This window comes from Ruegeria sp. YTSA072, from assembly GCF_059610285.1.
Window position 1 is genome coordinate 432,884 of record NZ_JBXWNI010000002.1, and the last position, 26,991, is coordinate 459,874.

Below are 26,991 nucleotides of genomic sequence, written 5' to 3' on the forward strand. Positions count from 1 at the left end.
TCAGTCCCTCTCGTCCTTATCGGCCGCCTCAGCAGCCGCTTGTTTCTCCTGAACCTCTTTCGCGCTGCGGAGCATAACCTTCACGCCCGCGACAAGGCCCAGCAATGTGAACAACACCAGAAAGATCGGGATTGTCCCGAGCAGGCTGTCCAGCCCGTATCCGATGCCAAATCCGATCCCAAGACCGGAAACCATTTCGATGACCATCCTCCAGGCAAGCTCGCCCCCGGACACGTCAGCATCCGCACGAGGTTTTGGCGCTTTGGCCTTTTTCGCCGCTGTGATCTTGGCCTCCAGCTGCGCCATACGCTGCTTTTGGTCATCATCGGTCACGGGCAATTCCCTCGCACAGTCTTGGGTAGGGTGCTAAGGGGCGCAAGGCACAGAGTCAACGGTGTTAAATGTCCGACTTGCCGCAGGTTAAGTATTTGATTTTATGCTATTTATTCATGAAATTGAAGCACCATTAAAATGTCCCGATCCATCGGCGCGCGTAAAAACCACTCAATTCGTATATTCAACCAAATGGTTGACCAAAACCGGGCGCTGTGATTGAGCGATAGCATGTCCAATGACCTCGATACCGTTTTCGCGGCCCTCGCCGACCCGACCCGCCGCGCCATCCTTGCGATGCTGCTTGAGGATGACATGGCCGTCACCGACGTCGCCGACCCGTTCGAGATGTCGCTAGCGGCGATCTCGAAACATCTGATCATCCTGACCAAGGCCGGGTTGATCAGCCAGGAAAAGCGCGGGCGGGTGAAGTGGTGTAAGCTGGAACCGGATGCGCTGCGCGCGGCATCCGTCTGGATGCAGGGGTTCGGTCAGTTCGAACCGGTCAATCTGGATGCGTTTGAACGATTTCTGGAAGTCGAACTACCAGCAACAGACGATCCCTAGACCTATCTGACGACAAACACCGATACTTTGGCATGCTTGGCCAGATATCCGGCATGGCTGGAAAAGATGTGGTCCGTGATGCGCGGTGCGTGCGTCCCAACGACGATTAGGTCGGCCCCAATCTCTTCAGCGGCGCGGGTCAAATCACCGTCGACCTCTGCAGCTACATCTACCGAGTGGATGTTGCGCGCTGAAACCTCGGAGCCACTCTGCTCAGTAAGTTGATCCACAATGGCTTGCAGCTCGGTGCTGATCTCCGCATCTGAATGCGTGACGTCGCCTGGCTGGGTTCCGGTCACGCTCACGATCGTGATCCGGGCGTTTTGCCATCTCGCCATTTGCGCCGCGACATCCAGAGCTTTGCTAATTTCCGGCGGCAGATGAATATCGACCGGGATCATAATGTGACTAAACATGGCATCTTCCTCCTGCCGCCGATGTTAGCGGGCTCAGGAATAGAGCACTTTGATCTGTCTCATGTAGATGACTCCGACCATTTCATTCGGTTTGGCCGGTTCCCAGCTAGCCTTCCTGACTATACTCGACGCCGATGATCACACCCGTTGCATCCGCAAGACACAACCACGGTGCCTGAGCGCCAGTGACCTCAATTCTCGTGATTGTTCCGGTCGGTACCGATTCAGTCGAAACCGCGTTGACGTCAGCGGCCTGAACACCCGTCTCAGCCGACACGAGCGCCTCACAACTGCCTTGAAGGTCGGTCACTGAAGATCCCTGCCCCCCTCCTTGCGTACAGGCGGATAACATCGCACCGACGACAAATAGAATAGATTGCTTCATCATTCCCTCCGGGATGGTTCATCAGACCCGAGGGTTGTTAGATTACGGCCAAATGGCAAGGGTCATTCCGAGACCGGTGCAGCGTCCTTCGCAGGTTGCTCTTCGCTTTTGAGCAGCAGAACCAGCGCGATCGCGGTTAAGACGACACCGACCAGCACCATGACGGTTGGCACAGGCCGCCCAAGCGCGATTTCCCACAGGATCACCCAGCTGGGGATCAGATAAGTGTAGGCCATAACCTTGGCCGACGGCAGGCGTAGCGCTGCAAACTGGACCAGAACGAAACTGGAGGCCGTTGCGAAGATAGAAAGATACAGCAGACTGACCCAGACGATCAGCGGCAGGTTCGCCCAATCGGTTGCACGGATGTCTGACCAGCCGACCACCGTCAGGATCACGCAGCCAGCAACCAGTGTTCCAAATGTAAAGACTACCGCGGGCTCACCCCGGTTCAGTTTGCGCACCATCGGCGTGTAGATTGCATGCGCCATGCAGCCCCAGAAAAAGATGATCTCTCCGCCGTCGATCTCGAAGGCGCGAAAGGACTGCCAATCGGCGCGAAAGATAACCCATAAAGCACCGGTTGCCCCCACCGTCAGGGCAAAAGCCATACGCGGAGTGGTGATCTGGCGCAGCAGAACCCATCCGGCGACCGCAGACATGACCGGCGTCAGGGTGAATACCGCAGATGTGCTGACCGGGTCGGCGGTTTTCAAGCCGTAAAACATAAGAACAAAGTAAGTGGCGAACAGCCCGCCCAAAACGGCGTATCGCCACGGCGCTTGCGCAGCGCTGCGCGGCAAACCGGTGGTGGCTAACGCGGCAATGCCGATGATGACGGCCGCAATCAGAAACCGCCCGGCTGTAATCGCCAACGGCGCAATCTGATTGGCCACGATGGACCCCAGCGAGAAGCTGCCTGCCACCAGCAGAGTGAATGTGATCATTGCCAAATGACCACGCCCCTGCGGTGTCACGAGAGCCAACCTTTGGACTCTTTCTTAAGAAACGATAGGAATGCCTGCACTTTGGTCGTGCGATGCAGATCGACATGGGTCACCAGCCAAAGTTTGCCGAACCATTCAGGCAACGGCTCAATAACTTCGACCAGTTCCGGATCGCGCGATGCCTCCCATCGCGCCATGAAACCAATCCCGGCCCCGGCCAGAACTGCCTCGCGCAAACAGAAATTGTTGGTACAGCGGAACGCGATGGCCTCGGCCGGGACAGTGGCACGTAACCACTTGGAAAACGGAGCGCGGCTGTTTTCATCGTCCGTGCCGACAAACAAGTGGTCTGCAAATTCGTCAATGCTCGCTGGTTTGCCTCGGCGCTCGATATATGACTTGCTGGCAAACAAGCCGACCTCCTGTTCGATAAACGGCTGCACAACATTGTCAGGTTGGTCCGGGGCGGCACCCGCACGGATGGCAACATGCGCCTCGCCGTATTCTAGGCGGAACAGGCGGTCCCCAGTGAGGTAACGCACGATCAGGCCCGGATGCATTGATTGGAACTCGGACAGGGCAGGAACGACCAAGGGCGCCAGCGAGGCCAGAGACGTCACAACCAATTCGCCCGACACATCATCGCCACGCCCTTTCATTCGGCCCACCAACTGATTGAACTGATCTTCGGTGGCCTGAGCCACGCGCAGAAGGTCCTCTCCGGCATCGGTTGGGGTATAGCCACGGGCGTGGCGCTGAAACAGTTTGACGCCCAGCCGCGCTTCGATCGCGTCGATATGGCGGATCACGGTGGCATGGTGAACACCCAAGATTTCGGCCGCGCCGCTGACGGTGCCCATCCGAGCGACCTGATACGCGGTTTTGACTTCGTCCCAATTATCCATGCTCAAGCCCACTGTGCAAATTCCAACAATAACTGTTGGTATATCCGCGTTTCGTTCGCTGACGCAACACTCATATTGGAACCGGAAACAGTTACCCCGCCAAAAAGGAAACCCTGACATGACCAAGACCATCCTGCATATCGACGCCTCGGCCCGCCGTACCGGATCCGCCACCCGCGACCTTTCCGGCCAGATTATCGGGCACCTTGGAGCCCAGCGCATCATCCGCCGCGATCTTGCCAGCCCCCTGCCTTTGTTGACCGAAGACTGGATCAACGCCAACTTCACCCCCGCCGATCAGCGTGACGAGGTTCAGCGCGATCTGCTGGCCCTGTCCGACGAGTTGGTTAGCGAGCTGCAAAACGCCGACACCATTGTCATCGGGCTGCCAATCTACAATTTCTCGGTGCCTGCGGCCTTCAAAGCCTGGATCGACCTTGTCGCCCGCGTGGGACTGACCTTTGCCTATTCGGAAACCGGCCCCAAAGGCCTGCTGGAAGGTAAGCGCGCCGTGCTGGCAATCGCGTCCGGCGGCACCGAGGTAGGGTCCGAGATCGACTTTGCCACCAACTATGCCAAGCACGTTCTAGGGTTCATCGGCATCCACGACGTCGACGTGATTGCGGCTGACAAGATGGCACTGGATGCGGACGCCGCGTTGGCGAACGCCCAAAAAGCGGTAACTCAACTCGCCGCCTGACCCACCTCTGGCCTTTGTCTTGTGAAACGTCCAGTCTGCCTTAAGCGAGATTTGCAGACTGGGCGTTCATCATGAAGAAAATCGGCATTCTGGGCGGTGTGGGCTGGGCCTCGACCGTGGATTACTACCGAGCGATCGCAGAAGGGGCCAGCAGGCACTTTGCCAATCGCGGCCACGGCTCGCCCCTGCCGATCCCGCCTATGACAATCGAATCCGTTACGCAGGCCAAAACCCGCGCCCTGCGGGGAACCGCCGGGGACGAGACCAGTTGGTCCGGGTTCGACGCGGTGTTTCGCGAGGCATTGCTGACGCTTGAAAACGCGGGCTGCGACTTTGGCATCATCGCCTCAAACACTCCGCACGCGCGGCTGCATGCGATCCGGCAAGGCATCACCATGCCCATTCTCAGCATTTTCGATGCGACGGCTGAGGCCACGGCATCTACCAAGGCGTCCACAGCCCTGATTCTGGGAACGACAGTGACCATGCAGGCCAGCAATTATTCAGACCGATTGGCCGCCGAAGGGATCATTGCAAATGATCGCCTACCCGAAACGGAAATTGCCGAGATGCAGGCGATGATCGACAGTGACTTCTACGGCGGCGCATCAGCCACGGCGCGCTCGCGTTTACTAACTTTCTGCGACAAACACGCAAAGCCGGGAACTGCGATCTTGCTGGCGTGCACCGAACTGCCGCTGGCCTTTCCCGACCACCTGGATGACCCTGCTTTCGAGGCTGACGGCCACCTGTTTGTCAACCCGTCCGCTGCCCATGTCGCCGCTGCCCTCAAAGAGGCGCTGAGCGATTGATCACGGCAGCCAGGTGATCTCGCATCCGATCCGATCGAAAAATGCCATCAGATCATCGCGTGTCATGGCGACAGTCCGGTCATTTACCAGCGGATGCATATAAATGACGTCCGCCTTTTGCGCGGTGGCGTCCATGAAGAACCGCACATCGTTTTGCACACCGTTGATCATGGCCAGCGGACTGACCGCGCCGGGGCGGATGCCGAGATTCTGAAACAACCGCTCCGCTGATCCAAAGGACAGATTACCGATCCCCAGCTCCGTGCCCAGCGCCTTGAGGTCAATCTCGCGGCTTTGTTCGAGCGTCACCAGATAGTTCCGCTTTTTCTTGTCGCGCAGGTACAGGTTCTTGAGGCGCAGGGAGTTTTCGCCCGGTACCAGGAATTGCTCTTCAACGCCTTTGGCATCCTCAACCGTGCGCAGGGGGATATGCGTGTGCAGATGATAGCTCAGCCCCCAGTCATCCAACCGCTGCAACAGCGCGTCTGAACTGATCGGCAACGTGTCTTGAAAAGCGGATGACGCGTCCATGGGAACCTCCTGTTGGATGCGCTCATCGCGCAACACGAGGATGAATTCAAGCCACGACAGTGCCAAAATTGAGTGTTAGCGTGCCGCCATGAAAGTGACGCGCAACACCCCGAACCAACTGATCCTGACCAACACGCCATGGTTCATCGGCATCACGCTGGTACTCTTTATCCTCTGTTTTGTTGGGGCTGGTTTATTCATGGTCAGCGAGGGTGGCGAGGGCATATTGTTCGGCATCTTCTTTGCGCTGTTCGGTGGCGGGTTGGGCTTTGGCGCATTCTGCGTCTTTGTGCGCCGCGTACAGGTCATATTGGACCGCAACAGCAATAGTATCTTGATCCGTCGTCAATCGATCTTTGGGTATGACGCAGTAGAACATGAGTTGTCGAACCTGTCCCATGCCGAGGTGGAAACCACCACTTCGACCCGCGACAGGACCACGTCCAAGATGCATCGCCCCGTTCTGATTCTTAAAAAAGGCATGAGTGCTGGTCGTCACCCGATCGTCGAAGCCTATGTCAGCGGGCGCGGCGCACAGCGGATGGTTGATGCGGTCAATAGCTGGCTACCCGCGCGAGAGGTTGACTCGGACAGCCAATCGACCTAAATCGCCGTCAAACATCCGGAAGCGTCTGATCTTCCGGTCCCTTGAGTCGTTCAGGGATCGCCCCCCACCAGCGTGTCACGCCCGTGGGGGCAATTGTGCATTTAACCGGCGCTTCCTACCTAGGAACTGCCATCAGATAACCGGCTAAGGAGGCCGAAGGCATGTTTGAAAATCTATCCGAACGCCTCTCTGGCGTCTTTGACCGGCTGACCAAACAGGGTGCCCTGTCCGAAGAGGACGTCAAAACTGCCCTGCGCGAAGTGCGCGTGGCCTTACTTGAGGCTGACGTCTCGCTGCCGGTTGCACGTGAATTCGTCAAGAAAGTGCAGGATCAGGCCACCGGTCAGGCGGTGACCAAGTCGATCACGCCCGGACAGCAGGTCGTCAAGATCGTGCACGACGCGATGGTTGACACACTGCGCGGTGAAGAAGATCCAGGTGCGCTGAAAATCGATAACCCGCCTGCTCCGATCCTGATGGTCGGCTTGCAGGGCTCAGGCAAAACGACCACGACAGGTAAGCTGGCGAAGCGCCTGAAAGAGAAAGAGGGCAAAAAAGTCCTTATGGCCTCGCTCGACGTCTATCGCCCGGCAGCGATGGATCAGCTGGCCGTTCTGGGTACGCAGGTCGGCGTCGATACCCTGCCAATCGTGCCCGGCCAAAAACCCGTCGACATCGCCAAACGTGCCAAGCAACAGGCAACGTTGGGTGGCTATGACGTCTATATGTTGGATACTGCTGGCCGTCTGCACATTGACGAAGTGCTGATGAACGAGGTCGAGCAGGTTCGTAACGTTGTTGATCCGCGCGAGACCCTGCTGGTGGTCGACGGCCTGACCGGTCAGGTCGCCGTTGAAGTGGCCGAGGAATTCGAAGCCAAGGTCGGAATCTCGGGCGTCGTCCTGACCCGAATGGACGGTGACGGGCGCGGCGGTGCGGCGCTGTCAATGCGCGCGGTTACCGGCAAGCCGATCCGTTTTGTCGGTTTGGGCGAGAAAATGGACGCGCTCGAAACCTTTGAGCCGGACCGGATCGCCGGTCGTATTCTGGGCATGGGCGACATCGTTGCCCTGGTCGAAAAAGCTCAGGAAACGATGGAGATGGAACAGACCGAGCGCATGATGAAGCGCATGGTCAAAGGTCAGTTCAACATGAACGACCTGAAGATGCAGCTGGAACAGATGATCCAGATGGGCGGCATGCAGGGCATGATGGGCATGATGCCCGGCATGGGCAAGATGGCCAAGCAGGTCGAAGAGGCGGGCATGGACGACAAGGTGCTCAAGCGCCAGATCGCCCTGATCCAATCCATGACCAAACGCGAACGTGCCAACCCGCAACTGCTGCAAGCCAGCCGCAAAAAACGGATCGCAGCCGGTTCTGGGATGGAAGTCAGTGACCTCAACAAGCTGCTCAAGATGCACCGGCAGATGTCGGACATGATGAAGAAGATGGGCAAAATGGGCAAAGGCAAAATGCTGAAACAGGCCATGAAAGGCATGTTCGGTAAAGGCGGCCCCTCGCCCGAAGACATGGCCGCAGGCATGGATCCCAAGGCACTGGAACAGGCGGCCAAAGCGATGGGTGGCAAGATACCCGGTATGCCTGGAATGGGTGGCGGCATGGCCCTGCCCCCGGGTCTGAGCGGTTTCGGAAAGAAAAAGTGACACCAGCACGCTGCACCCAGCCCCCGTCCGGAAAGGCGGCGATGGCAGCGGCGCAGTATCGCGCGGCCCTGCCGGTCATTCAGACCCGGCGGCTGGTTCTGCGTGCACCCACTCTGGATGACTTGCCTGTTTGGACCACAGTTTGCGGCGAGACCTTTGGCAGTTCCGAACAGGAGGCTTGGACCGAGTTTTCCTACTATACCTCCGGGTGGCTTCTGCATGGGCATGGCCTGTTCACGGTGACCCTGAAGAACAATGATCAGATCGCTGGTTTCGTTTTGCTGGGGCTGGAATGGGATGACCGCGAACCCGAGCTTGGCTATATGTTCAGCGCCGAACACCGCAAGCAAGGCTACGCGACTGAGGCCTGCGCGGCCGTACGCGACTTCGGTTTCGACCTGCTCGGATCGGGCCAGTTCGTCAGTTATGTCTCGCGGTCGAACACGCGTTCGAATGCGTTGGCGCAACGCCTTGGCGCATCCAGGGACGCAGCGGCCGAGAGTGCCTTTGACGCAGATCAGCATGTCTGGCGCTATGGCGAGGTGCAGGCATGACACCGTCGATCCCCAGGTTGGAAACCGAACGCCTGATCATGCGGGCCCCTAGCGAAGCGGACTTCGAGGCCGAGGCCGAGTTCTTTGCCAGCGATGCATCGAAATTCGTCGGCGGCCCCCTGCGCCCTGATGAAACATGGCGCGCCATTGCCATGCTGCTGGGTCATTGGGCCATGCGCGGCTACGGGTTTTGGGGCGTCGAGGAAAAGGATACAGGCTCCTATGTCGGCCACGTCGGCCTGTGGTGCCCGCACAGCTGGCCTGAACCTGAAATCGGCTGGACGTTGATGAATAACGCAACTGGTAAGGGTTACGCGACCGAGGCCGCGCTGGCCGCGCGCGCGCATGCCTATGATGTACTGGGCTGGGAAACGGCAATTTCGCTGATCGACCCGGAGAATCTGGGCAGCAAGGCCGTGGCCGAACGTCTGGGTGCCCAGTTCGATTACACTTTCGAACATCCGGCTTTTGGTACGATGCAAGTCTGGCGGCACCCTGCCCCGGCCGATCTGGTGAACGGCGGAATGGAGGCCTACGCATGACCTCGTACACCATTCCCACCGTAGAAACTAAAAACCTGATCCTGCGCGCTCCGCAAGAGGGTGACCTGCCCGCGATGACAACCTTCTTCGCGTCGGACCGCAGCCGCATGGTCGGTGGCCCAAAAACGCCACTGGAAGCATGGCGTTCCCTTTTGGGCCGGTTCGGACATTGGGCCATTATGGGTTACGGTGGTTGGCACATCGTCGAAAAGGCCAGCGGCGCCTTTGCAGGCTGGACCGGCATCATCAACGCGCCGGGCTGGGATGAGCCCGAATTAGGCTGGGTCATTTTTGATGGTTTCGAAGGCAAAGGAATTGCGTTCGAGGCCGCGATGGCTGCCCGCGCCTATGCCGCCCAACACCAGGGGGTGAATGGCCCGATTTCGTACATCGCCCATGAAAACAACCGCTCGCGCGCATTGGCCGAACGTCTTGGCGCCACCTATGAACGCGAGGGCGAGGTTGTGGGTCAACGCTGTCAGGTTTGGCGGCACCCGAAGCTCGAATTCTCTGACACCGCTTTGACCACCGAAAGGACCGGCCAATGAACAACCCTGTGACTCGGGCTGCGACGTTGCTGAAAGAGCATCGCGAAAGCATCGACCGGCTGGACGCGATCCTCGTCTACACTCTGGGCGAGCGGTTCAAGCACACCCAGGCCGTTGGCAAGCTCAAGGCCGAACACGACCTTCCCCCGTCCGATCCCTCGCGCGAGTCCGCGCAGATCGCACGGTTAGAAGAACTGGCGAAAGAGGCCGATCTGGACCCAGATTTTGCCAAGGCTTTCCTGAATTTCATCATTCAGGAAGTCATCCGACACCACAAGAAACACCAGAACTAAACCGGTGAATCACCGGATACGCCATTCAAAGGAGATACCACCATGGCAATGAAAATTCGTCTCGCCCGCGGCGGCTCAAAAAAGCGCCCTTTCTATCGCATCGTAGCGGCTGACAGCCGTATGCCCCGCGATGGCCGCTTCATCGAAAAGCTGGGCACATACAACCCGCTGCTGCCGAAAGACAGCGAAGAGCGCGTAAAAATGAACATGGAGCGCATTCAGTACTGGCTGGATCAGGGCGCACAACCCACCGACCGTATTGCACGCATGCTGGAAGCTGCCGGCACCCTTAACAAGGCCGAGCGCAACAACCCCAACAAGGGTACCCCGGGCAAGAAAGCTCAGGAACGCGCAGAAGAGAAAGCTGCAAAGGTTGCTGAAGCCGCCGAGGCAGCTGCTGCTCCGGCTGAAGAAGCAGCGGCAGAAGAGTAAGCAGGTCAGCGCGTGCAGGATCAGGATTTCACCGACGATTTTCGCACGCAGTTTGAACTGTTGATGCGGCTCCGGCGCGATGTGCGCCGGTTTCGCACCGATCCCGTGGACGAGGCGGTGCTGACGCGCTGCCTCGACACATTTCGTCTGGCCCCTTCCGTGGGGCTGAGCGAACCCTGGCGCGTCATTCGCGTCGAAAGCGTAGCGGCGCGTGCCGCAGCGCTGGAGAATTTCCAAAACGCCAATGAAAAGGCCCTTGCAGGGTATTCGGGCGACAAGGCGTTGAAATACAGCCGCCTGAAGCTGTCCGGCATGCAGGAAGCGCCTGTTCAGCTGGCTGTATTCTCGGACGAGACGACCAACAAAGGTCTGGGGCTGGGAGCGGGCACAATGCCCGAGATGCGCCGCTATTCTGTCGTCGCCGCGATCACCTTGTTCTGGCTCGCTTTGCGGGCCGAGGGATTGGGTCTGGGCTGGGTCTCAATCCTTGATCCAGAACAGATGAAACGCGATCTGGCTGTGCCTGACGATTGGTCTCTGGTCGGCTACTACTGCGTGGGCTGGCCGGAAGAAATGTCTGAAAGACCCGAACTTGAGCGTGCCGGCTGGGAACAGCGCAGCGCCCGGTTGCATATCGAAACGCGATAAAGCCAGATGTTCGGACTGATACGGCTTCCCATCCTGTTGCTGATCGCTTTTATTGTGGGCGTGTTCTTTGAGCGCAATAACCAACGCGAGGCATGTGCCCCGGTTGGCGACTGGCAGGACGGATTATGTGTAACGACGGAAAAGCGAAATGACTGATCTGATCTGCGTGGGCAGCGTTGCGGGGTCGTACGGCGTACGCGGCGAAGTGCGGCTAAAAAGTTTTTGCGCCATCCCTGAGGATATCGAGACCTATTCGCCCTTAACTGACGAAGACGGCAAGGAACGCTATCCCCTGGTGCTGACCCGCCCAATCAAAAACGGCTTTGCGGCGCGTTTGGGTGGGATCGAGACCAAAGAACAGGCAGACGCCATCAACGGCCTCCGCCTATTCGCGCGGCGTGATCAGCTGCCATCATTGCCTGATGACGAATTCTATCACACCGACCTGATCGAGCTTGAGGTCTACGACACCGGCGGAACGCTGCTGGGTCGTGTGAAGTCGGTACAAAACCACGGCGCCGCAGATCTGCTGGAACTGCACGGGCCGGGGTTGAAAGGCACCGTTTTTCTGCCCTTCACGCTTGAGGTTGTTCCAACTGTGGATCTGGACAAAGGCCGCATCATCGCAGACCCGCCCGAGGGGCTGATCTGATGCGACGCGTTCTGCTGCATCTGGGGCTACACAAGACCGGAACCACTGCAGCACAATCATTTTTGTATGAAAACCGCGAATTGATCTGGCCACATTTTGCACTGTTACTGCCTTACAAGACGCGCAAATTGGGGCTGTCAGGTGCCGCGACCCGCCATTCCATCTATGGAACCGTGGGAACGCTATCCGAATTCAGCTCGCAGACCCGAGAGTATCTGGCCACGCGGAACTTCGGCACGAAACGCGGCCTGATCGTCAGTGAAGAGAATTTCAGCGGCCTGCGTCCCAGCCGCAATATCGAACAGGGATATGCCGCCGCACCGGATCTGGCCGCTTGTCTGGTGGATGCCATCCGCGATCGGTTCGAGGATCAGGAGGTCGATATCACGATCTACCTGTCCCTGCGACAGCGCGGGGCGTGGTTGCGCAGCCTTTGGGCACACGATCTTCAGAGAACCCGCGAGGTCCAGGAATTCGACATCTTCCGCGCGAACATGGATCACCTGCCCCCGCTCGAGGAAACCGTCTCGGACATTCGCAAAAAACTGCCGTCGGTCACTGTGACCGAAGAGTGGCTGGAAGAGACGCATTTGCGACGCTTTGGTCCCGGTACGCCTTTTGCCGAATTCCTGAACTTGCCTAGGGAAAAAGCGCAGCTTTTGGTGCCGCCCACAAAATCTAACAGCAGGCTACCGGAAAGCGTGTTGGCGGAATTGCTGACGCTGAACCGATCCCATCTGGACGAAGCGGAGTTGACCCGGCAAAAAGCGCTGGTAGTAGAGCGGGCAAAGAACGCGATGGTCGGCACAATATGACAGACAAGCCAAGCAAATCTCACGGACGCAAAGCAATCCGACCCACGCTGAAGCCGCGTGAATTGATGACTCCGACCCCTGATCTGCATGGGGTCTGGAAAGCAAAAATCATCACCCTGTTCCCTTCCGCCTTTCCCGGCGTTCTCGGCGAAAGCTTGACGGGCAAGGCCCTGCAAGAAGGGTTGTGGCAGTTAGAGACAGTGGATCTGCGCCAGTTCGGCGTTGGCAAGCATCGCAATGTCGATGACACGCCGGCTGGCGGCGGCGCGGGTATGGTGTTGCGCGCAGACGTGCTGGGTGAGGCAATCGAACACACAATGGCTGGCGTGCAAGGCAACTGGCCATTGATCTACCTCAGCCCGCGCGGTCGCCGCATGGATCAACGTATGATGCAAAACCTCGCACGCTGCGACGGCATGACCTTGCTCTGCGGTCGGTTCGAAGGCGTCGATGAACGCGTGTTGGAACATTACGGCGTTCAGGAAGTCAGCCTTGGGGATTTCGTGATGACCGGCGGCGAGATCGCAGCCCAGGCGCTGATTGACTCAACTGTGCGGTTGATTCCCGGCGTATTGGGCAACCAGGCCTCAGCCGAAGACGAAAGCTTTTCCTCGGGTCTTTTAGAGCACCCGCAATACACCCGACCCGCAGATTGGCAAGGCCGCCCGATCCCCGACATTCTGATGTCTGGTCATCACGGGCGCATTGCCGAATGGCGGCACCAGATGTCTGAAGAGATCACCCGCAAGCGACGCCCTGATCTGTGGGAACGCTACGAGGAATCCGGGGACGACACACAGGATTGATACCCCGAGTGTGCCTTGTATGCAGCACGTTCCTGTATTTAGCGAACACCACTTGAAGCTGATGTTCTGAAAAAATACTCATCTTTAAGATATTGCAAAAAATGCGATTTCAATTCAACGCATAACAGGCTTCTAAATGAAAAAAATCATATGCTTAGCTGTGCTTGCCCTTTCAGCTTGCACAACCAAGCCTCTTGAGATGGCAGTGCCCACTCAGGCGGGCCATAACCTGCACTCCGCAAAGGTCGCCGTGCAATCATGCGCCGCCGAGGAAGATATTGGGGGCAACAGCGCGGTGATTGGTGGATACGCCACGAATATCCTGCTGTGGGGCGTGATCCTGGGCCCCATCGTTACGGCGCCCTTCGACGATAAGCTTCGCTCACAGGGTGAAATTGACCAGGTGCATCGCTGCATGACCGAACTTGGCTTCGAACGACGCGAACTGACTGATGGAGAGCGGTTCTGGCTGCATCACACATCTGGCCAAGAACGGGTACGCCGTCTGGATCACCTTGTGGCCGGGGGAACCATTGAAACTTATGGGGCACCAAGCGGCTAAGCGCCCCCCGCCTTCCATCTGGCCCAGATTTCCGGCGGGCCGTTGAATGTGTTGATGTCCACTTTCCCCTGAACGCCAGGAACCAAACCCGTGCCCGTATACTGCCAAAACCGCCATGCGGCCTTGGGGTAAACGTTGCGCGGATGCCCGGCGACCGACCGTAGCCAGAATTCCGTCTTGGGCAGACGGGAGATATCGGTGTCACCGTAGAAATCCACGGTCGTGTAGACGATCGGGCGGCGGCCATAGTGGCGTTCCAGGATATCAAGGAACCGCTTCGCCTCGGACCGAACCGTCGCGCCATCAGGCCGGATGGTGCAGGTCTTGGAATGTGGCGTCCATTCCATATCCAGCACATGCGGCAGATCTGCACCCTTGGGCACATTCTCGATGAACCATTTCGCCTGCTCATGAGCTGGTCGGCAAAAATAGTAATAGTGATAAGCCCCCCATGGAACACCCGCGGCTTGCGCGCCGCGCCGGTGATCATCAAACAAAGGATCGGCCACATCGCCCCCCTCGGTCGCCTTGATGAATACGAAACTGACACCGGAGGACTTGGCCCTGCGCCAGTCAATCGGACCCTGCCATCGCGAAACATCGAGCCCGTGAACCGGATAGTGCCCCGGATGCCGGCCTTCCCACTCATGCGGCTTGGCATCCCCAAAGCTTGGAAAAATGACCGAGGGCGACGTGGTGCTCAGGAATGCCTTAGCTTCGACCTGTTGGGGCGGAGGGCTGCTGCGACCGCAGGACAGGGTCGCGAAGGCCAAAACAGCCAGCATCAATGCTGTGCGCATGGTATGTTCCTGTTCTAAATTTCTGCTCTTATAATTCCCTCTAGAATGCCTGATCTGCCTGACAAGGCAACGGTGTTGTTGGCCGGTGGCGAAATCTTACCATTTGGCCCTGACCATTCTTGCGATTCAGGCTTGATCCCTGCCCATAAAGCCCGTAAAGCAGCGCAATCCGGTGCCGCGACATGCGACTCCGGTGTTTTGGTTTGCATCATGGCGTGACGCCCGGCTTTCTTCGGCCACGGCGCGGCAGGGCAGACCAGGCATAAGGAACATTCGATCTGACCTCTGGCGGGCTGTTCGCAGGACCCGGTGAAGACCAAGAGCTCTCAGGCCGTGCTCAACTTCGTGGACCAACCACGAGCAGATAGGAGAAATGCGATGGACCTGATCGCACAGCTTGAGGCGGAACAGATTGCCGCCCTGGGGAAGGACATCCCCGATTTCAAAGCCGGTGACACCATCCGTGTCGGCTTTAAAGTGACCGAAGGGTCGCGCACCCGTGTGCAGAACTACGAAGGCGTCTGCATCGCCCGCAAAGGCGGCAACACCATCGCCGGTGCGTTCACCGTTCGCAAAATTTCGTTTGGCGAAGGCGTAGAACGTGTGTTCCCGCTGTATTCGACCAACATCGACAGCATCACCGTTGTCCGCCGTGGCCGCGTCCGTCGTGCCAAACTGTACTATCTGCGCTCGCGCCGTGGTAAATCCGCGCGTATCGCAGAAGTCACCAACTACAAGCCCAAGGCTGGCGCCGAAGCGTAAGGAACGGAAAGATGAAAAAAGACATCCATCCCGATTATCACGTCATCGACGTCAAAATGACCGATGGCACCGTAGTTCAGATGAAATCCACCTGGGGCGCCGAAGGCGATCAGCTGGCTCTGGAAATCGACCCCTCTGTGCACCCTGCATGGACCGGTGGTTCGTCGCGCCTGTTGGACGCTGGCGGCCGTGTGTCGAAGTTCAAGAAGAAATACGAAGGTCTGGGCTTCTAAGCCTGTCCCGTTTGAGATGCGAAAGGCCGCCCACCGGGGCGGCCTTTTTTGTGGGTAGAACGTTGCCAAAAATAAGTGGCTAAGCCAGCCGCATGATCAACTCGACCTCTCCATCGACAAGCCGGCCAGTCGGCGCAAACCCGAACGATTGATAAAGCGGCAGCGCACTGCCGGGTTCGTCGACGACGCTGATCACCAGGTTAGAGCGACCCTTTTTCAAAGCCACGGATTTTGCAAAATCCAATGCGGCCATTCCATAGCCCCGGCCTTGGCGAGATTTGTCGACCATCAGCCGCCAGATATAGACGCCATCCGGGTCATCCCCGTCATCCAAATCTGCGTCGGGATGCGCCATGTCGATTATGGCAAGCAAACCCACCGCATCGCCGCCATCCCAAATGCCATAGATTTCTGACCCCGGTTCGAAAATCGACTGCGCCATCGTCATTAGATTTGTCGCGACAAACCCTGCCTGATTGTCGCGCACAGACAAAGCCGCCAAAGGGCGCAGGGTTTTTTGAGAGAGTAGCGCAAACTCAACCATGGAGACCTACTATCACAGCCGGATTTCGAGCAGTAGAATTGCCAACAGTTGAAGCGAACTCAACTCTTCGCACGCGTCAGCTCGGCTGCGCTGTGTACGGGCGGCACCGGCCCCCGAAGCAACATCAGCGCCAAAGCCATCCCGACTAGAGCCGCCACCGCAGCAACAAGCATCGCGCTGTCAAAGGCGTTGTCCTGCAAGTCCCGAAGGGCCTTGGCCAAAGCGCTGCTAGTTTCAGGATCCATTTTAGCGATCAGTTGTTGGATTTGACTCGGCGTCCCATGGGTTAGGGCATGGGCCAGATCTTCTCGCTGGTCGGAACCGGCGGGCAAAGCATTCATAACCTCGGAAATACCTCTGCGGGTCGTTATTGCTTCGGCCAAACCTCCGACCACGGCGCCCAGTGTCGCACCAAAATACAGGCAGGCGTTAATCACCCCGGATCCCTGCCCCACATGCTCTTCTGGCAACACGCGCAGACCGAGCCGGGGTAAAAGTGAAAAACAGATACCTAATCCAATGCCGACGATCATCAGCTTCCACCAGATCTCGGCATATTGAGTGGAGTTCGAAGTTGTCATCAACAGCAAGAACCCACAGGCCATCGCCCCCAAGCCGATCACGATAGGCCATTGAAAGCTGTAGGGCGCCAGAAACCGGGGTGCGGTGACCGAGATCACGAACATGCTAAGGCTAAGCGGCATGATCGCTAAACCTGCGCCGATGGGCGAATAGCCGAAGGCATCCGGGGATTGAACGAACGTGTTGAAGTACACAAAGAAACAGAACAGCGTGAAGCCGGTGAAGAACATGCCAACGGCGGCCATGAAATAACGCGGATGCTTGAAGTATCGCAGTTCGATCAACGGATCGTCGCTGCGGCGGGACACGATGACAAGGATGATTGTCGCAACCGCCGCAACACCCAGCGGCATCAATGTCATCGGCGTTGCCCACCCGCTGCTTTCCCCATTGCTGAGCGCAAAGGACAGCGGGCCAAGGAACAACAGCAACGCAAAAGCGCCTGGATAATCAAACTTGGCCCCGGCCTGACGCGTGTCCGGCACGTAACCGTGTCGGCTAACATGCAGCCCAATCAGGAAGGCGAACACCAGCAACACCAGATCGGTCGCAAACACCGCACGCCAGCTGAAATAGTGGGCAAAGGCACCGCCGACGATCGGGCCGACGCCAATGGCAAGTCCGACAATTGCACCCCATGCGCCGGTAACACCTGCACGCTGTTCTTCGGGTGTGGCGGCGGTGAGCAATGACAGAGATGTTCCAAACAGGGCCGCAGCACCCGCACCCTGCGCCCCGCGCCCAAACAGAAGCATCGCGCCGTCTTGCGCGAACAGGACCGAGGCGGACCCAATGCCGAAGACAATCATACCAGCGAAGAACACGCCCATCTTGCCGGTGATATCGCCCAACCGGCTGACTATTGTGACCAGCGTGGCGCTGGCCACAGTATAGGTTGCCATCACCCATTGCAGACCGGATGGCGTCAAATCGAACTCGGCCTTGAGGTTCGGCAGGATGGTCGCAACAGCCGTTGTGTTAAACCCAACAACCATCATACAGATAGCCGTCATCGCCAGCACAACGCGGGCACCCCCTTCGTGCGTTGGGTCAGAAGGCGTCTTGTCGGTCATAATTCCACCTGAAAACTCATTGTTCTTAAATGCAATTAATCAGCAGTTTAGCGATTTTTGTCGCTGCGCATAGGGTTGGCGTTAGATCCAGTAAGATAGAGCCACCGGCAGGACGATGATCGTGGCCAGCGTCGACACAAGAATGAAACCAGCAACATCCGGCCCGTATTCCGGCACGTGCTGGTCAATGAACAGGTAAGTCGCAACCGAGGACGGCATCAGGCAACACAGGATCACCGCGCCTCGTTCAGCCCCAGTGAAACCAAAAACCCATACCAAAGCGCTGGCGATTGCAATCGCCATGACCAGATGCAGAACGGTCAACAGCACCGCCCGGCCCAGGCTTTTGATCCGCAACGTCGCCAGCGTATGGCCCAATGTCAGCAGCATCAGTGGGATCGACAGCCCCCCAAGAATGTCGAAGGATTTTGCCAGCGGTTGAGGCAAGCTTGATCCGCTCGCCATAAGGATCAGGGATAGGATCACTGCATAAATGATCGGGGACGTGACGAGCTTTCTGGGCGAAAACTCCCCCGCCGGTATCCACATACCGACGGTGAAAATGCTGATCAGCACCACCACGACAAATCCCATTGTATAGGCCATTCCCGCATCACCCAACGCAAGCAAGGCGATAGGCAACCCGATATTGCCCACGTTCCCATGCATCAGCGGCGTCAAAAAGGCCCGAACCGGCAGACGCATGGTTTTAAGTGCCAGAAATCCCAACACTCCGAACCCAGCAATGGCCAGCGCTGCGGCCGTCATGACGTCCAGAAAGGTGCCCACCGCGATCTTGGTTGTGGACAGGTGCGAGATGATCAGCGTCGGGTACCCAACGCGCGAAACGATCCCACCGATAACTTTGTTGTCGAACGGTGCCTTGATCGCGGCAAGGGCATAGCCGATTCCGGCGCAGATCAGCACCGGCAGAACCACGTTCAAAACGTTCAAAAACAGATGGTCCAACCGGTTCCCCTATTGCAAAACCCTGATTTGAACTGTGAAACAGCCTATTCGCTTTGGCAAGCGCGGGTCCTAACCGACCCAGCCGGTTGAGTTTTCCAAATTAGAGTCTGATATTGCTCTGCGCGGGCGCTTGGGGTTCTTCCCTTCCCGCGTTCCACAACATATAGTGGTCGGTAACAACGTGTGGTTAAGCACGGCGGGACGTGGGAATACAAGCATGGCACATATTATCGTAGTGGGGAACGAGAAGGGCGGCGCAGGCAAATCGACCGTGTCGATGCATGTAGCGACCGCACTGGCGCGATTGGGTCACAAGGTCAGCACACTGGACCTTGATCTTCGACAGCGCAGCCTTGGCCGGTACTTCGAGAACCGCGGCAATTTTCTGAAAAACGCGGACCTGACCTTGCCCGGCCCCCGCCATCATGACCTGCCCGAGATTGATGCGTCCAAACTGAAACCCGGCGAGAATATCTATGATCACCGCTTGTCCGCCGCGGTGTCCGAACTGGAAAGCGACAGCGATTTCATCCTGATCGATTGTCCCGGATCGCACACCCGCCTAAGTCAGGTGGCACATTCGCTGGCCGATACGCTGATCACGCCGCTGAATGACAGCTTTATCGACTTTGACCTGCTGGCACGGATCGACTCGAAGGGTGAAAAAATCCTGGGCCCGTCAGTCTATTCAGAAATGGTGTGGAACGCGCGCCAACTGCGCGCGCAGGCGGGACTAAAGCCCATCGACTGGGTGGTTGTCCGCAACCGCGTCGGCACCCAGCGCATGGTCAACAAGGAAAAGATGCAGCGAGCGATTGAGATGCTGTCCCAGCGCATCGGCTTCCGCGTCGCCTCGGGTTTCTCCGAGCGGGTGATTTTCCGCGAGCTTTTCCCACGCGGCCTGACCTTGCTGGACCTCAAGGATATCGGGGTCAAACAGCTGAACATTTCGAACATCGCTGCACGGCAAGAGCTGCGCGACATGATGAAAGAGCTTAACCTGCCGGGCGTTGAGATCGACTTCTAACGGCCACGTTCTGGCGTTCCAGTCCCAGCGCTACTATACCTCGCTAAAATCGTAGATCGGGTGCGCCCCTGCCCTTTTGGGCAATGAGTTTTGACAATACCGGCAGCCTGACGCTTCAGCGTCGCGTTAAGGCTGACTCTGGATCGCCATTGGTTTCTTTATCAAAAATACAACCATCCAAAACACCTTTTTGGTATTTTTGATAATCCCAGCTATCTGCTTGATCTAATAATAGACAACTTTGAATGGATCAGGATGTGAATTCCACACCAGGCTATCAAAGGACAGGACGCCAAAACGCGCGTTTTCGGGAGGACAGCCATGACCGATTCATCCATTGGGACGCCGGAGCAACTTCGGGATCCAAACTATTTTCCAGCCATTTATCGGGCCGTACCGCTGGGGATACAGCACGTGCTTGCAATGTTCGTGTCGAACGTTACTCCGGCGATTATCGTTGCCGGCGCGGCGGGTTTTGGTTTTGGCTCAAACAGCCCAGACTTTCCCGAGTTGCTGTATCTGATCCAGATGTCGATGCTTTTTGCTGGCGTTGCCACGCTGTTGCAAACGGTAACACTTGGCCCGGTTGGCGCGGCGCTTCCGATCGTACAGGGCACATCCTTTGCCTTCATTCCGATCATGATCCCTCTGGTTGCCGGAAAAGGCGTGGACGGTCTTGCCGCCCTGTTCGGGGGCGTGATTATCGGTGGTTTGTTTCATGCCCTGTTAGGCACGGTGATCGGCAGGATTCGCTTTGCACTGCCGCCGCTGGTGACCGGGTTGGTCGTAACGATGATCGGCCTTGCGCTGGTGAAAGTCGGCATCGAATACGCTGCGGGAGGTGTTCCAGCCAAGGCCTCTGGTGCTGAAAGCTATGGTTCGTTGTCCAGCTGGACACCCGCGCTGATCGTTGTGTTTGTCACGCTGGGGCTGAAGTTCTTCGCGCGTGGCATGCTTTCCGTATCGGCTGTCCTGGTCGGTATCCTGGTGGGCTATGTTTATTGCCTACTGATTGGGAAGCTGCCTGTCGAAGTGATCTCAGGCTCGTGGGAACGCTCTGCGGCTTTCGCACTGCCGCAGCCTTTCAAATACGGCTTCGAGTTCTCGTTCGCCGCAGTAATCGGTTTCTGCCTCATGGCCTTTGTGTCCGCCGTCGAGACGGTCGGCGATGTCTCGGGGATCACCAAAGGTGGCGCAGGTCGCGAGGCGACCGACAAAGAGATACAGGGCGCCACATATGCTGACGGTTTCGGCTCTGCCATTGCTGGTGTCTTTGGCGGCTTCCCGAACACCTCGTTCAGCCAGAATGTCGGTCTGATCGCTATGACCGGCGTCATGAGCCGCCACGTGGTCACTATTGGTGCCATTTTCCTGATTGTATGCGGTCTGGTGCCCAAGGTCGGCGGGTTGATCCGAACGGTTCCGATCGAAGTGCTGGGCGGCGGTGTCATTGTCATGTTCGGCATGGTTGTCGCCGCAGGCGTATCCATGCTGTCGGATGTTGTATGGAACCGTCGCAACATGGTGATCTTTGCGGTTTCGCTTTCGATTGGTCTGGGGCTTCAACTCGAAGTCATGAACGTGGCACCCGGATCGGCAAATGCGCTGCAGCACCTGCCCGACACCCTACGGGTTCTGGGCGCGTCAGGCATCCTTCCAGCAGCGTTTATCGCTATTGTGCTTAACCTGATCCTGCCAGAGACACTCGCGGATGAGGCGACAGAAGAAGTCTCTGGGGGTATGGCCGGCCACGGGCGCGGCGCGTTGGTTAAGAACGATCACGTCTGAGCCAGAAACCATTGCTTGGGCCTGTTCACAAATGGATAGGCCCAAGCCGCAATTAATTTCGGCCACGAAACGCAAACTCAATCCCGTGCGTCATTCGCCTTGTAAACCGTAAACAGTTCTTTCGGTTCCGGCACTCCACGCAGCATATAGCGACCGACAGAGACCAGCTCTGACGCGGCAGGTCGTGCAGCCTTTGCCACATCGTCCGAGATCAGGATCCGTTGCCCCAGCGACCGGTGCATTCCGGCAATCCGCGCGGTCTGGTTGACGGTCGGGCCGATGACGGTGAAGTCCAGGCGGTTCTCAGAGCCGATATTGCCGTACAGAATCTCACCTGCATGCAGCGCCAGCGTATAGTTCGACACAGGCAGGCCATCGGCAGAACGTTGTGCGTTCAGTTTCGCCATCGATACCTCCAATTCGCCGACGGCAGCCAGTGCCGCACGCGCGTCCGCATCGATCTCGCCCACATCGAACATGGCCATTAGCCCGTCGCCCATGAACTTGAGGATGCTTCCATCGCATTTGTGGACCACGTCTATCGCAGCGGCCAGATACTCGTTTAGCATCTCAATAAGGGCATCACCCGGCAGCTCTTCGGACAGGCTGGTGAACCCCTCAAGGTCAAAGTTCCAGATCACTGCGTCGATTTGCTGAAGCGACCCGCGCCTGATCTCGCCGGACAAAACGCGCCGACCGGCATCGCGTCCCAAATAGACGCGCATCAGGTCCTTTGATATCCGCTGGTTGTTTGCAGATTTCAAAGCCAATCCGAGATGCGGTAGGGCTGTATTGATCAACGCCAGATCGCTATCCTTGAACCCCTCGGGCGCGTTTGAGGTCCAGGACAACAATACACCGTTCACCGCCTTTTTGGCGTCCTTCGGCTGATTGTGAGTCGGAATGTCAAAGGACACACCCGTCGCGTAATATTCAGTGGCGCCATGTTCGCGCAGTTCATTCAGCAAGGGAAATCGGCTTGGTTCGTTCTGATCCACCAACCGTTCGTGCACAACGCTTTCGCCTTCGTTCAGAACAGCAAACAGAGGGCTAGCACGCCATTGATCGCTGGGTTGTTCAGAGTATTCGAACTTTTGATATTCCCCGCCCTGGCCGTAATACCAGCTATAGCCGGTTCCGCCATAAATCGGGTGCAGGGTCGATTGGGCCGCGTGAAATCGCATCAGCGGAACGCCCAGTTCCACCAGGCGATTGCAGTACTCTTCCAGCAGTTCTTCTTTTTCGACACCCTCAAGCCCGCGCGCCACCAGCCAGTTGATCAGATCGCTTGATTTTGCCGTATCGGCATCCAAGGTCGTCATGTTTTGTCCCATTTTTGTTCTGGGCTTCATCTGGGAATTGCGGCGGTGAATTACCAGTGGTCAATCCATATGCGCCAGACGCCGAAGCATTTTGCGCAACAGTTCCGCTTCGTCCCGCGAAAACAGGCCGGCAAGCTTTGAATCATAGGCCTCGGCCACCAGGCGCAAATCCCTGTAAACCGTCTGACCTGCGGATGTCAGCGTCAATTGTTCAACCCGGCGGTCGGATGTGTCGCGATTACGGGCTAAGTATCGGCGCTGTTCCAATTTCGAAACTGCGCGGCTGACCTTGGTTTTGTGGATTTTGGCGCGCTCACCGATTTCTTTCGCAGTCATCTCGCCGTAATTTCCCAGGTGAAACAAGACGCGCCATTCGGTGCGAAGCATCCCGTAACGGTCCTTATAGACCTGCTGAAACTCCAGCGAGCTTTCTTCGGCTGCACGGTTCAGCAGGTACGGCAGGAATTCCTGCAGATCAAAGTCATCTTTTTTGGCAGATTTGTCCTGAGTCATGCTTGTTAGTTACAAAATCAACTATTACTCGACAAGCAGCAATTGGAGGAACACGGGATGAACCATCCGACGGATCCGCACAAAATGACGCAAGCCAGCACACCCGGTGGCACGCATGCGGGTTATATGCCCGGCTTTGGAAACGACTTTGAAACCGAGGCCCTTCCCGGCGCGCTGCCGCAGGGCATGAACAGCCCGCAGCGTTGCAATTACGGCCTTTATGGTGAACAGCTTAGCGGCACGGCCTTTACAGCCAATCCGCCCGAGCGCACGTGGTGCTATCGCATTCGCCCGTCGGTCAAGCATTCGCACCGTTATGAAAAAATCGAACTGCCACATTGGAAATCCGCGCCCTGCGTTGACCCGGACGTGATCAGCCTTGGCCAATACCGCTGGGACGCAGTGCCTCATTCCGATGAGGGGCTGACATGGCTCACCGGTATGCGCACCATGACAACGGCGGGGGATGTGAACACGCAGGTGGGCATGGCCAGCCACATCTATCTGGTCACCGACTCTATGGAGGATGACTATTTCTTCTCGGCCGATTCCGAGATGTTGGTGGTGCCACAGGAAGGTCGCCTGCGGTTCGCGACCGAACTCGGAGTCATTGATCTGGAACCCAAGGAAATCGCCATTCTCCCCCGTGGCCTTGTGTACCGTGTCGAGGTGCTGGAAGGTCCGGCGCGCGGATTTGTCTGCGAGAACTACGGCCAGAAGTTCGAATTGCCCGGCCGCGGTCCAATTGGGGCCAATTGCATGGCCAACCCACGCGATTTCAAGGCTCCGGTGGCGGCGTTTGAAGACCGCGAGGTGCCTTCGACCGTGACGGTCAAATGGTGCGGGCAGTTCCATACCACAAAGATCGGCCAAAGCCCGCTGGACGTGGTGGCGTGGCACGGGAACTACGCGCCCTACAAATATGACCTGCGCACCTACTGTCCGGTCGGTGCAATTCTATTCGACCATCCCGATCCGTCGATCTTTACTGTCCTCACCGCGCCCTCAGGGCAACCGGGCACGGCTAACATCGATTTTGTCCTGTTCCGCGAACGCTGGATGGTGGCCGAGGATACGTTCCGCCCGCCCTGGTATCACAAGAACATCATGTCCGAGTTGATGGGCAACATTTACGGCCAGTACGATGCCAAACCGCAGGGGTTTGTTCCGGGCGGCATGAGTCTGCACAACATGATGCTGCCGCATGGCCCGGATCGGGAAGCGTTTGAAAAAGCATCAAACGCGAACCTCGGGCCAGACAAGCTGGACAACACGATGTCCTTCATGTTCGAAACCCGTTTCCCGCAGCATCTGACACCATTTGCAGCCAACGAAGCCCCGTTGCAGGATGAATACATCGACTGCTGGACGTCGCTTGAGAAAAAGTTCGACGGCACGCCGGGCAAAAAGTGACACCCAAAAGAGGTTTGAATACATGCCATTAATGAAATCCTGGGTGGCCTCGGCCAATGAGGCTGATCACCCATTTCCCCTGAACAACCTGCCATACGGCGTTTTCTCGACCGAAGGAGGTGATCCGCGGTGCGGCGTGGCGATTGGCGACATGATTCTGGACGTCACCGCAGCCGAGGCAGGGGGCCTGATCGAACTGGCAGACGAGCCGCTCTTCGATCTGCCTTTCTGGAACCCGCTGATGGAGGAAGGTCCTGCCGTCTGGGCTGCATTGCGCAACCGCCTGACCGCATTATTGGCCGAAGGCGCCGAGGAACAGGCGCAGGTTGAACCGTTGCTTATTGCCCAGATCGACGCCGAAATGTACATGCCTTTCGCCGTCAGCGAATACACCGATTTCTATGCCGGACGTCACCACGCGCAAAACGTTGGCACCATGTTCCGCGGACCGGAAAATGCCCTGCCGCCGAACTGGTTGCATATCCCCATCGGGTATAACGGCCGGGCTTCTTCCGTTGTAGTGTCGGGCACCGATATCCGTCGGCCTTGGGGTCAGCTCAAGTCGCCCGATCATGACATGCCCGCTTTTCTGCCTAGCCGCCGTTTTGACATCGAGCTTGAGATGGGCGCGATTGTCGGTACACCCTCGGACGGACCCATCTCGGTTCAGGAGGCCGACGACAACATCTTTGGCTATGTTCTGCTGAACGATTGGTCCGCACGCGATATTCAGGCCTGGGAATATCAACCCTTGGGGCCGTTTCAAGCCAAAGCCACAGCCACTTCGATCAGCCCGTGGATTGTGACAAAGGCGGCGCTGGAACCCTTCCGCTGCGACACGCCTGCGCGTGAATTCGAGTTATTGGATCACATCAAAGACTGCGGTCCGATGCTATATGACATTGATCTTGAGGTCACGATGGAGCCCGACGGCAAGGACGCCACAGTCATTGCCCGGACGAACTACAACGAAATGTACTACTCGGCCGCCCAACAACTGGCACACCATTCGACCTCGGGCTGCCCGATGAACACGGGCGATCTGCTTGGGTCTGGCACGATTTCCGGTCCAACAAAACCAGAGCGGGGCTCGCTGCTGGAACTCAGCTGGGGTGGAAAGGAACCGCTGACGCTGGATACCGGTGAAACCCGCACATTTATCGAGGACGGTGACACACTGACCCTGACAGGTGCCGCCAAGGGCCAAGGTTACACCATCGGGTTTGGCGACTGTGTCGGGACCCTGCTGCCCGCCCTTGAAAACCCATACGCCCGATAAGGAACTCATCATGTCCAAGGCATTCGCGTCCCAGGGGGACATGTCGGAAAAGAAGATCTCTTTCACCGAGGTTGGCGAGGGCCTTTATGCCTTCACCGCCGAAGGCGATCCAAATTCCGGCGTCATCATTGGCGATGACAGCGTCATGATTGTCGAGGCGCAGGCGACCCCGCGTCTGGCCAACAAGGTGATCGAATGCGTGCGATCCGTGACCGACAAACCGATCACGCATGTTGCGCTGACCCACTACCACGCAGTCCGCGTATTGGGGGCCAGCGCCTTTGGTGCGCAACAGATCCTCATGTCCGACATGGCGCGCGCCATGGTCGTTGAACGCGGGCAAGAGGACTGGGACAGTGAGTTTCAGCGTTTCCCCCGCCTGTTCGAAGGTCATGAAAGCATCCCCGGCCTGACCTGGCCCACCACCACATTCAGCGACACGATGACGGTTTACCTGGGCAATCGCCGGGTCGATCTTATGCATTTGGGCCGCGCACACACCGCAGGTGATATCGTCATTCACGTACCCGATCAGAATGTCATGTTCACCGGTGACATCGTCGAATACCACTCGGCCTGTTATTGCGGCGACGGGCATTTCAGCGATTGGGGTGATACGCTGGATGAAATCAAGTGGTTCGACGTTGATGCCATCGCACCGGGTCGCGGAGACGCTCTGGTCGGCAAGGACATGGTCAATGCAGCCATCGAAAACACACGCGACTTCGTCGAAAGCACCTATCGGCCCGCCGCAAAGGTTGCAGCCCGTGGCGGTTCTCTGAAAGAGGCATGGGACGCGGTGCGCGCCGAATGCGATCCAAAATTCGCGGATTACGCGATCTACGAACATTGCCTGCCCTTCAATGTCGCCCGCGCCTATGACGAAGCACGCGGTATCGACACGCCCCGTATCTGGACCGCCCAGCGAGATATTGAGATGTGGGAGGCCCTGCAAGGCTGAAGA

At 57.6% G+C, this 26,991-nt stretch carries 35 protein-coding genes; 23 read left to right on the forward strand and 12 right to left on the reverse strand.

Features of this window, described 5'->3' with window-relative positions; translation table 11 throughout:
* Window positions 1-333, reverse strand: coding sequence for an AtpZ/AtpI family protein (locus tag AC2FIB_RS06310; RefSeq protein WP_058273313.1), 333 nt, complete (start codon window positions 331-333; stop codon window positions 1-3).
* Window positions 334-564: 231 nt separating this feature from the next.
* Here AC2FIB_RS06310 and AC2FIB_RS06315 point away from each other — a divergent pair, with 231 nt between their 5' ends.
* A complete protein-coding gene (locus tag AC2FIB_RS06315; protein ID WP_058273314.1) occupies window positions 565-900 on the forward strand; it encodes an ArsR/SmtB family transcription factor in 336 nt (111 codons plus the stop codon).
* Window positions 901-902: 2 nt separating this feature from the next.
* On the opposite strand, the gene AC2FIB_RS06320 is transcribed toward AC2FIB_RS06315, so the two are convergent.
* From AC2FIB_RS06320 to AC2FIB_RS06335, 4 genes are all read right to left on the reverse strand, one after another.
* Window positions 903-1,316, reverse strand: coding sequence for a universal stress protein (locus tag AC2FIB_RS06320; protein WP_496733693.1), 414 nt, complete (start codon window positions 1,314-1,316; stop codon window positions 903-905).
* Between the two features lie 106 nt (window positions 1,317-1,422).
* Entirely contained in the window at window positions 1,423-1,701 is a 279-nt protein-coding gene (locus AC2FIB_RS06325) for a hypothetical protein (RefSeq protein WP_496841830.1), read from the reverse strand.
* Window positions 1,702-1,763: 62 nt separating this feature from the next.
* Entirely contained in the window at window positions 1,764-2,678 is a 915-nt protein-coding gene (locus tag AC2FIB_RS06330; protein WP_496734207.1) for a DMT family transporter, read from the reverse strand.
* Entirely contained in the window at window positions 2,675-3,553 is an 879-nt protein-coding gene (locus AC2FIB_RS06335) for a LysR family transcriptional regulator (protein ID WP_058273318.1), read from the reverse strand. Before AC2FIB_RS06335 ends, AC2FIB_RS06330 begins: the two co-directional genes overlap by 4 nt.
* 118 nt (window positions 3,554-3,671) lie before the next feature.
* On the opposite strand from AC2FIB_RS06335, the gene AC2FIB_RS06340 reads away from it, so the two are divergent.
* On the forward strand, window positions 3,672-4,253 hold the full coding sequence (locus AC2FIB_RS06340) for an FMN-dependent NADH-azoreductase (protein ID WP_496733690.1): 582 nt from the start codon (window positions 3,672-3,674) through the stop codon (window positions 4,251-4,253).
* 71 nt (window positions 4,254-4,324) lie between these two features.
* Window positions 4,325-5,065: an aspartate/glutamate racemase family protein gene (locus AC2FIB_RS06345; RefSeq protein ID WP_496841831.1), complete on the forward strand. Its 741-nt coding sequence runs from the start codon at window positions 4,325-4,327 to the stop codon at window positions 5,063-5,065.
* Here the strand turns inward: AC2FIB_RS06345 and AC2FIB_RS06350 are convergent, their stop codons facing one another.
* Window positions 5,066-5,596: a prolyl-tRNA synthetase associated domain-containing protein gene (locus tag AC2FIB_RS06350; protein WP_496733688.1), complete on the reverse strand. Its 531-nt coding sequence runs from the start codon at window positions 5,594-5,596 to the stop codon at window positions 5,066-5,068.
* Window positions 5,597-5,684: 88 nt separating this feature from the next.
* Between AC2FIB_RS06350 and AC2FIB_RS06355 the strand changes: the two genes are divergently transcribed.
* The 13 genes from AC2FIB_RS06355 (at window position 5,685) to AC2FIB_RS06415 (ending at window position 13,722) form a co-directional block, all read left to right on the forward strand.
* Window positions 5,685-6,203: a hypothetical protein gene (locus AC2FIB_RS06355; protein ID WP_496733686.1), complete on the forward strand. Its 519-nt coding sequence runs from the start codon at window positions 5,685-5,687 to the stop codon at window positions 6,201-6,203.
* 161 nt (window positions 6,204-6,364) lie between these two features.
* Window positions 6,365-7,870 carry a signal recognition particle protein gene (gene ffh, locus AC2FIB_RS06360; RefSeq protein ID WP_496733685.1) on the forward strand — a complete coding sequence of 502 codons (1,506 nt, stop codon included), beginning with the start codon at window positions 6,365-6,367 and terminating at the stop codon, window positions 7,868-7,870.
* A complete protein-coding gene (locus AC2FIB_RS06365) occupies window positions 7,867-8,424 on the forward strand; it encodes a GNAT family N-acetyltransferase (RefSeq protein WP_496841832.1) in 558 nt (185 codons plus the stop codon). Before ffh ends, AC2FIB_RS06365 begins: the two co-directional genes overlap by 4 nt.
* A complete protein-coding gene (locus AC2FIB_RS06370) occupies window positions 8,421-8,966 on the forward strand; it encodes a GNAT family N-acetyltransferase (RefSeq protein WP_496698494.1) in 546 nt (181 codons plus the stop codon). The genes AC2FIB_RS06365 and AC2FIB_RS06370 overlap by 4 nt, the downstream gene beginning before the upstream one ends.
* Entirely contained in the window at window positions 8,963-9,514 is a 552-nt protein-coding gene (locus tag AC2FIB_RS06375; RefSeq protein WP_496733683.1) for a GNAT family N-acetyltransferase, read from the forward strand. Before AC2FIB_RS06370 ends, AC2FIB_RS06375 begins: the two co-directional genes overlap by 4 nt.
* Complete coding sequence (locus AC2FIB_RS06380) at window positions 9,511-9,807, forward strand: chorismate mutase (protein ID WP_496733682.1); 297 nt, start codon at window positions 9,511-9,513, stop codon at window positions 9,805-9,807. The genes AC2FIB_RS06375 and AC2FIB_RS06380 overlap by 4 nt, the downstream gene beginning before the upstream one ends.
* A 42-nt stretch (window positions 9,808-9,849) precedes the next feature.
* Entirely contained in the window at window positions 9,850-10,239 is a 390-nt protein-coding gene (gene rpsP, locus AC2FIB_RS06385; RefSeq protein ID WP_058273326.1) for a 30S ribosomal protein S16, read from the forward strand.
* 12 nt (window positions 10,240-10,251) lie between these two features.
* A complete protein-coding gene (gene bluB, locus AC2FIB_RS06390) occupies window positions 10,252-10,887 on the forward strand; it encodes a 5,6-dimethylbenzimidazole synthase (RefSeq protein ID WP_282169936.1) in 636 nt (211 codons plus the stop codon).
* 6 nt (window positions 10,888-10,893) lie between these two features.
* Window positions 10,894-11,043, forward strand: a complete 150-nt coding sequence (locus AC2FIB_RS06395; RefSeq protein ID WP_496723344.1) for a hypothetical protein — start codon at window positions 10,894-10,896, stop codon at window positions 11,041-11,043.
* On the forward strand, window positions 11,036-11,539 hold the full coding sequence (gene rimM, locus AC2FIB_RS06400; protein WP_058278985.1) for a ribosome maturation factor RimM: 504 nt from the start codon (window positions 11,036-11,038) through the stop codon (window positions 11,537-11,539). Before AC2FIB_RS06395 ends, rimM begins: the two co-directional genes overlap by 8 nt.
* Window positions 11,539-12,354, forward strand: coding sequence for a hypothetical protein (locus AC2FIB_RS06405; RefSeq protein WP_282169937.1), 816 nt, complete (start codon window positions 11,539-11,541; stop codon window positions 12,352-12,354). The genes rimM and AC2FIB_RS06405 overlap by 1 nt, the downstream gene beginning before the upstream one ends.
* A complete protein-coding gene (gene trmD / locus AC2FIB_RS06410) occupies window positions 12,351-13,160 on the forward strand; it encodes a tRNA (guanosine(37)-N1)-methyltransferase TrmD (protein WP_496841833.1) in 810 nt (269 codons plus the stop codon). Before AC2FIB_RS06405 ends, trmD begins: the two co-directional genes overlap by 4 nt.
* 199 nt (window positions 13,161-13,359) lie before the next feature.
* Window positions 13,360-13,722, forward strand: coding sequence for a hypothetical protein (locus AC2FIB_RS06415; RefSeq protein ID WP_496755569.1), 363 nt, complete (start codon window positions 13,360-13,362; stop codon window positions 13,720-13,722).
* On the opposite strand, the gene AC2FIB_RS06420 is transcribed toward AC2FIB_RS06415, so the two are convergent.
* Complete coding sequence (locus AC2FIB_RS06420; protein WP_496733680.1) at window positions 13,719-14,522, reverse strand: glycoside hydrolase family 25 protein; 804 nt, start codon at window positions 14,520-14,522, stop codon at window positions 13,719-13,721. The two genes, AC2FIB_RS06415 and AC2FIB_RS06420, sit on opposite strands and share 4 nt — an antisense overlap.
* Window positions 14,523-14,900: 378 nt before the next feature.
* Between AC2FIB_RS06420 and rplS the strand changes: the two genes are divergently transcribed.
* Together rplS and rpmE are read left to right on the forward strand one after the other, a co-directional pair.
* Window positions 14,901-15,284, forward strand: coding sequence for a 50S ribosomal protein L19 (gene rplS / locus AC2FIB_RS06425; protein WP_058273331.1), 384 nt, complete (start codon window positions 14,901-14,903; stop codon window positions 15,282-15,284).
* Between the two features lie 11 nt (window positions 15,285-15,295).
* Window positions 15,296-15,517: a 50S ribosomal protein L31 gene (gene rpmE, locus AC2FIB_RS06430; protein WP_010437577.1), complete on the forward strand. Its 222-nt coding sequence runs from the start codon at window positions 15,296-15,298 to the stop codon at window positions 15,515-15,517.
* A gap of 79 nt (window positions 15,518-15,596) precedes the next feature.
* Here rpmE and AC2FIB_RS06435 read toward each other — a convergent pair whose 3' ends face one another.
* The 3 genes from AC2FIB_RS06435 to AC2FIB_RS06445 form a co-directional block, all read right to left on the reverse strand.
* Window positions 15,597-16,061 (reverse strand): GNAT family N-acetyltransferase, encoded by a 465-nt coding sequence (locus tag AC2FIB_RS06435; protein ID WP_496733678.1) that lies wholly within the window; start codon window positions 16,059-16,061, stop codon window positions 15,597-15,599.
* Between the two features lie 59 nt (window positions 16,062-16,120).
* A complete protein-coding gene (locus tag AC2FIB_RS06440) occupies window positions 16,121-17,716 on the reverse strand; it encodes an MFS transporter (RefSeq protein ID WP_496733677.1) in 1,596 nt (531 codons plus the stop codon).
* An 81-nt stretch (window positions 17,717-17,797) separates the two neighbouring features.
* Window positions 17,798-18,685, reverse strand: a complete 888-nt coding sequence (locus AC2FIB_RS06445; RefSeq protein WP_496733675.1) for an AEC family transporter — start codon at window positions 18,683-18,685, stop codon at window positions 17,798-17,800.
* A gap of 217 nt (window positions 18,686-18,902) precedes the next feature.
* Between AC2FIB_RS06445 and AC2FIB_RS06450 the strand changes: the two genes are divergently transcribed.
* Both AC2FIB_RS06450 and AC2FIB_RS06455 read left to right on the forward strand, forming a co-directional pair.
* Window positions 18,903-19,712, forward strand: a complete 810-nt coding sequence (locus AC2FIB_RS06450) for a division plane positioning ATPase MipZ (RefSeq protein WP_058273335.1) — start codon at window positions 18,903-18,905, stop codon at window positions 19,710-19,712.
* Between the two features lie 321 nt (window positions 19,713-20,033).
* Entirely contained in the window at window positions 20,034-21,500 is a 1,467-nt protein-coding gene (locus AC2FIB_RS06455) for a uracil-xanthine permease family protein (RefSeq protein WP_496733673.1), read from the forward strand.
* 77 nt (window positions 21,501-21,577) lie between these two features.
* On the opposite strand, the gene AC2FIB_RS06460 is transcribed toward AC2FIB_RS06455, so the two are convergent.
* Together AC2FIB_RS06460 and AC2FIB_RS06465 are read right to left on the reverse strand one after the other, a co-directional pair.
* Entirely contained in the window at window positions 21,578-22,822 is a 1,245-nt protein-coding gene (locus AC2FIB_RS06460; RefSeq protein WP_282120813.1) for an adenylate/guanylate cyclase domain-containing protein, read from the reverse strand.
* Between the two features lie 60 nt (window positions 22,823-22,882).
* On the reverse strand, window positions 22,883-23,335 hold the full coding sequence (locus AC2FIB_RS06465) for a MarR family winged helix-turn-helix transcriptional regulator (RefSeq protein WP_058273337.1): 453 nt from the start codon (window positions 23,333-23,335) through the stop codon (window positions 22,883-22,885).
* A gap of 57 nt (window positions 23,336-23,392) precedes the next feature.
* On the opposite strand from AC2FIB_RS06465, the gene hmgA reads away from it, so the two are divergent.
* Genes hmgA through AC2FIB_RS06480 form a run of 3 tightly spaced genes read left to right on the forward strand, consistent with a single transcriptional unit; the run spans window position 23,393 to window position 26,988 of the window.
* Window positions 23,393-24,748, forward strand: coding sequence for a homogentisate 1,2-dioxygenase (gene hmgA / locus AC2FIB_RS06470; protein ID WP_496733671.1), 1,356 nt, complete (start codon window positions 23,393-23,395; stop codon window positions 24,746-24,748).
* 22 nt (window positions 24,749-24,770) lie between these two features.
* Window positions 24,771-26,027: a fumarylacetoacetase gene (fahA, locus tag AC2FIB_RS06475; RefSeq protein ID WP_496733670.1), complete on the forward strand. Its 1,257-nt coding sequence runs from the start codon at window positions 24,771-24,773 to the stop codon at window positions 26,025-26,027.
* Window positions 26,028-26,037: 10 nt separating this feature from the next.
* Window positions 26,038-26,988 carry an MBL fold metallo-hydrolase gene (locus AC2FIB_RS06480; RefSeq protein ID WP_496733668.1) on the forward strand — a complete coding sequence of 317 codons (951 nt, stop codon included), beginning with the start codon at window positions 26,038-26,040 and terminating at the stop codon, window positions 26,986-26,988.
* Window positions 26,989-26,991: the final 3 nt, after the last annotated feature.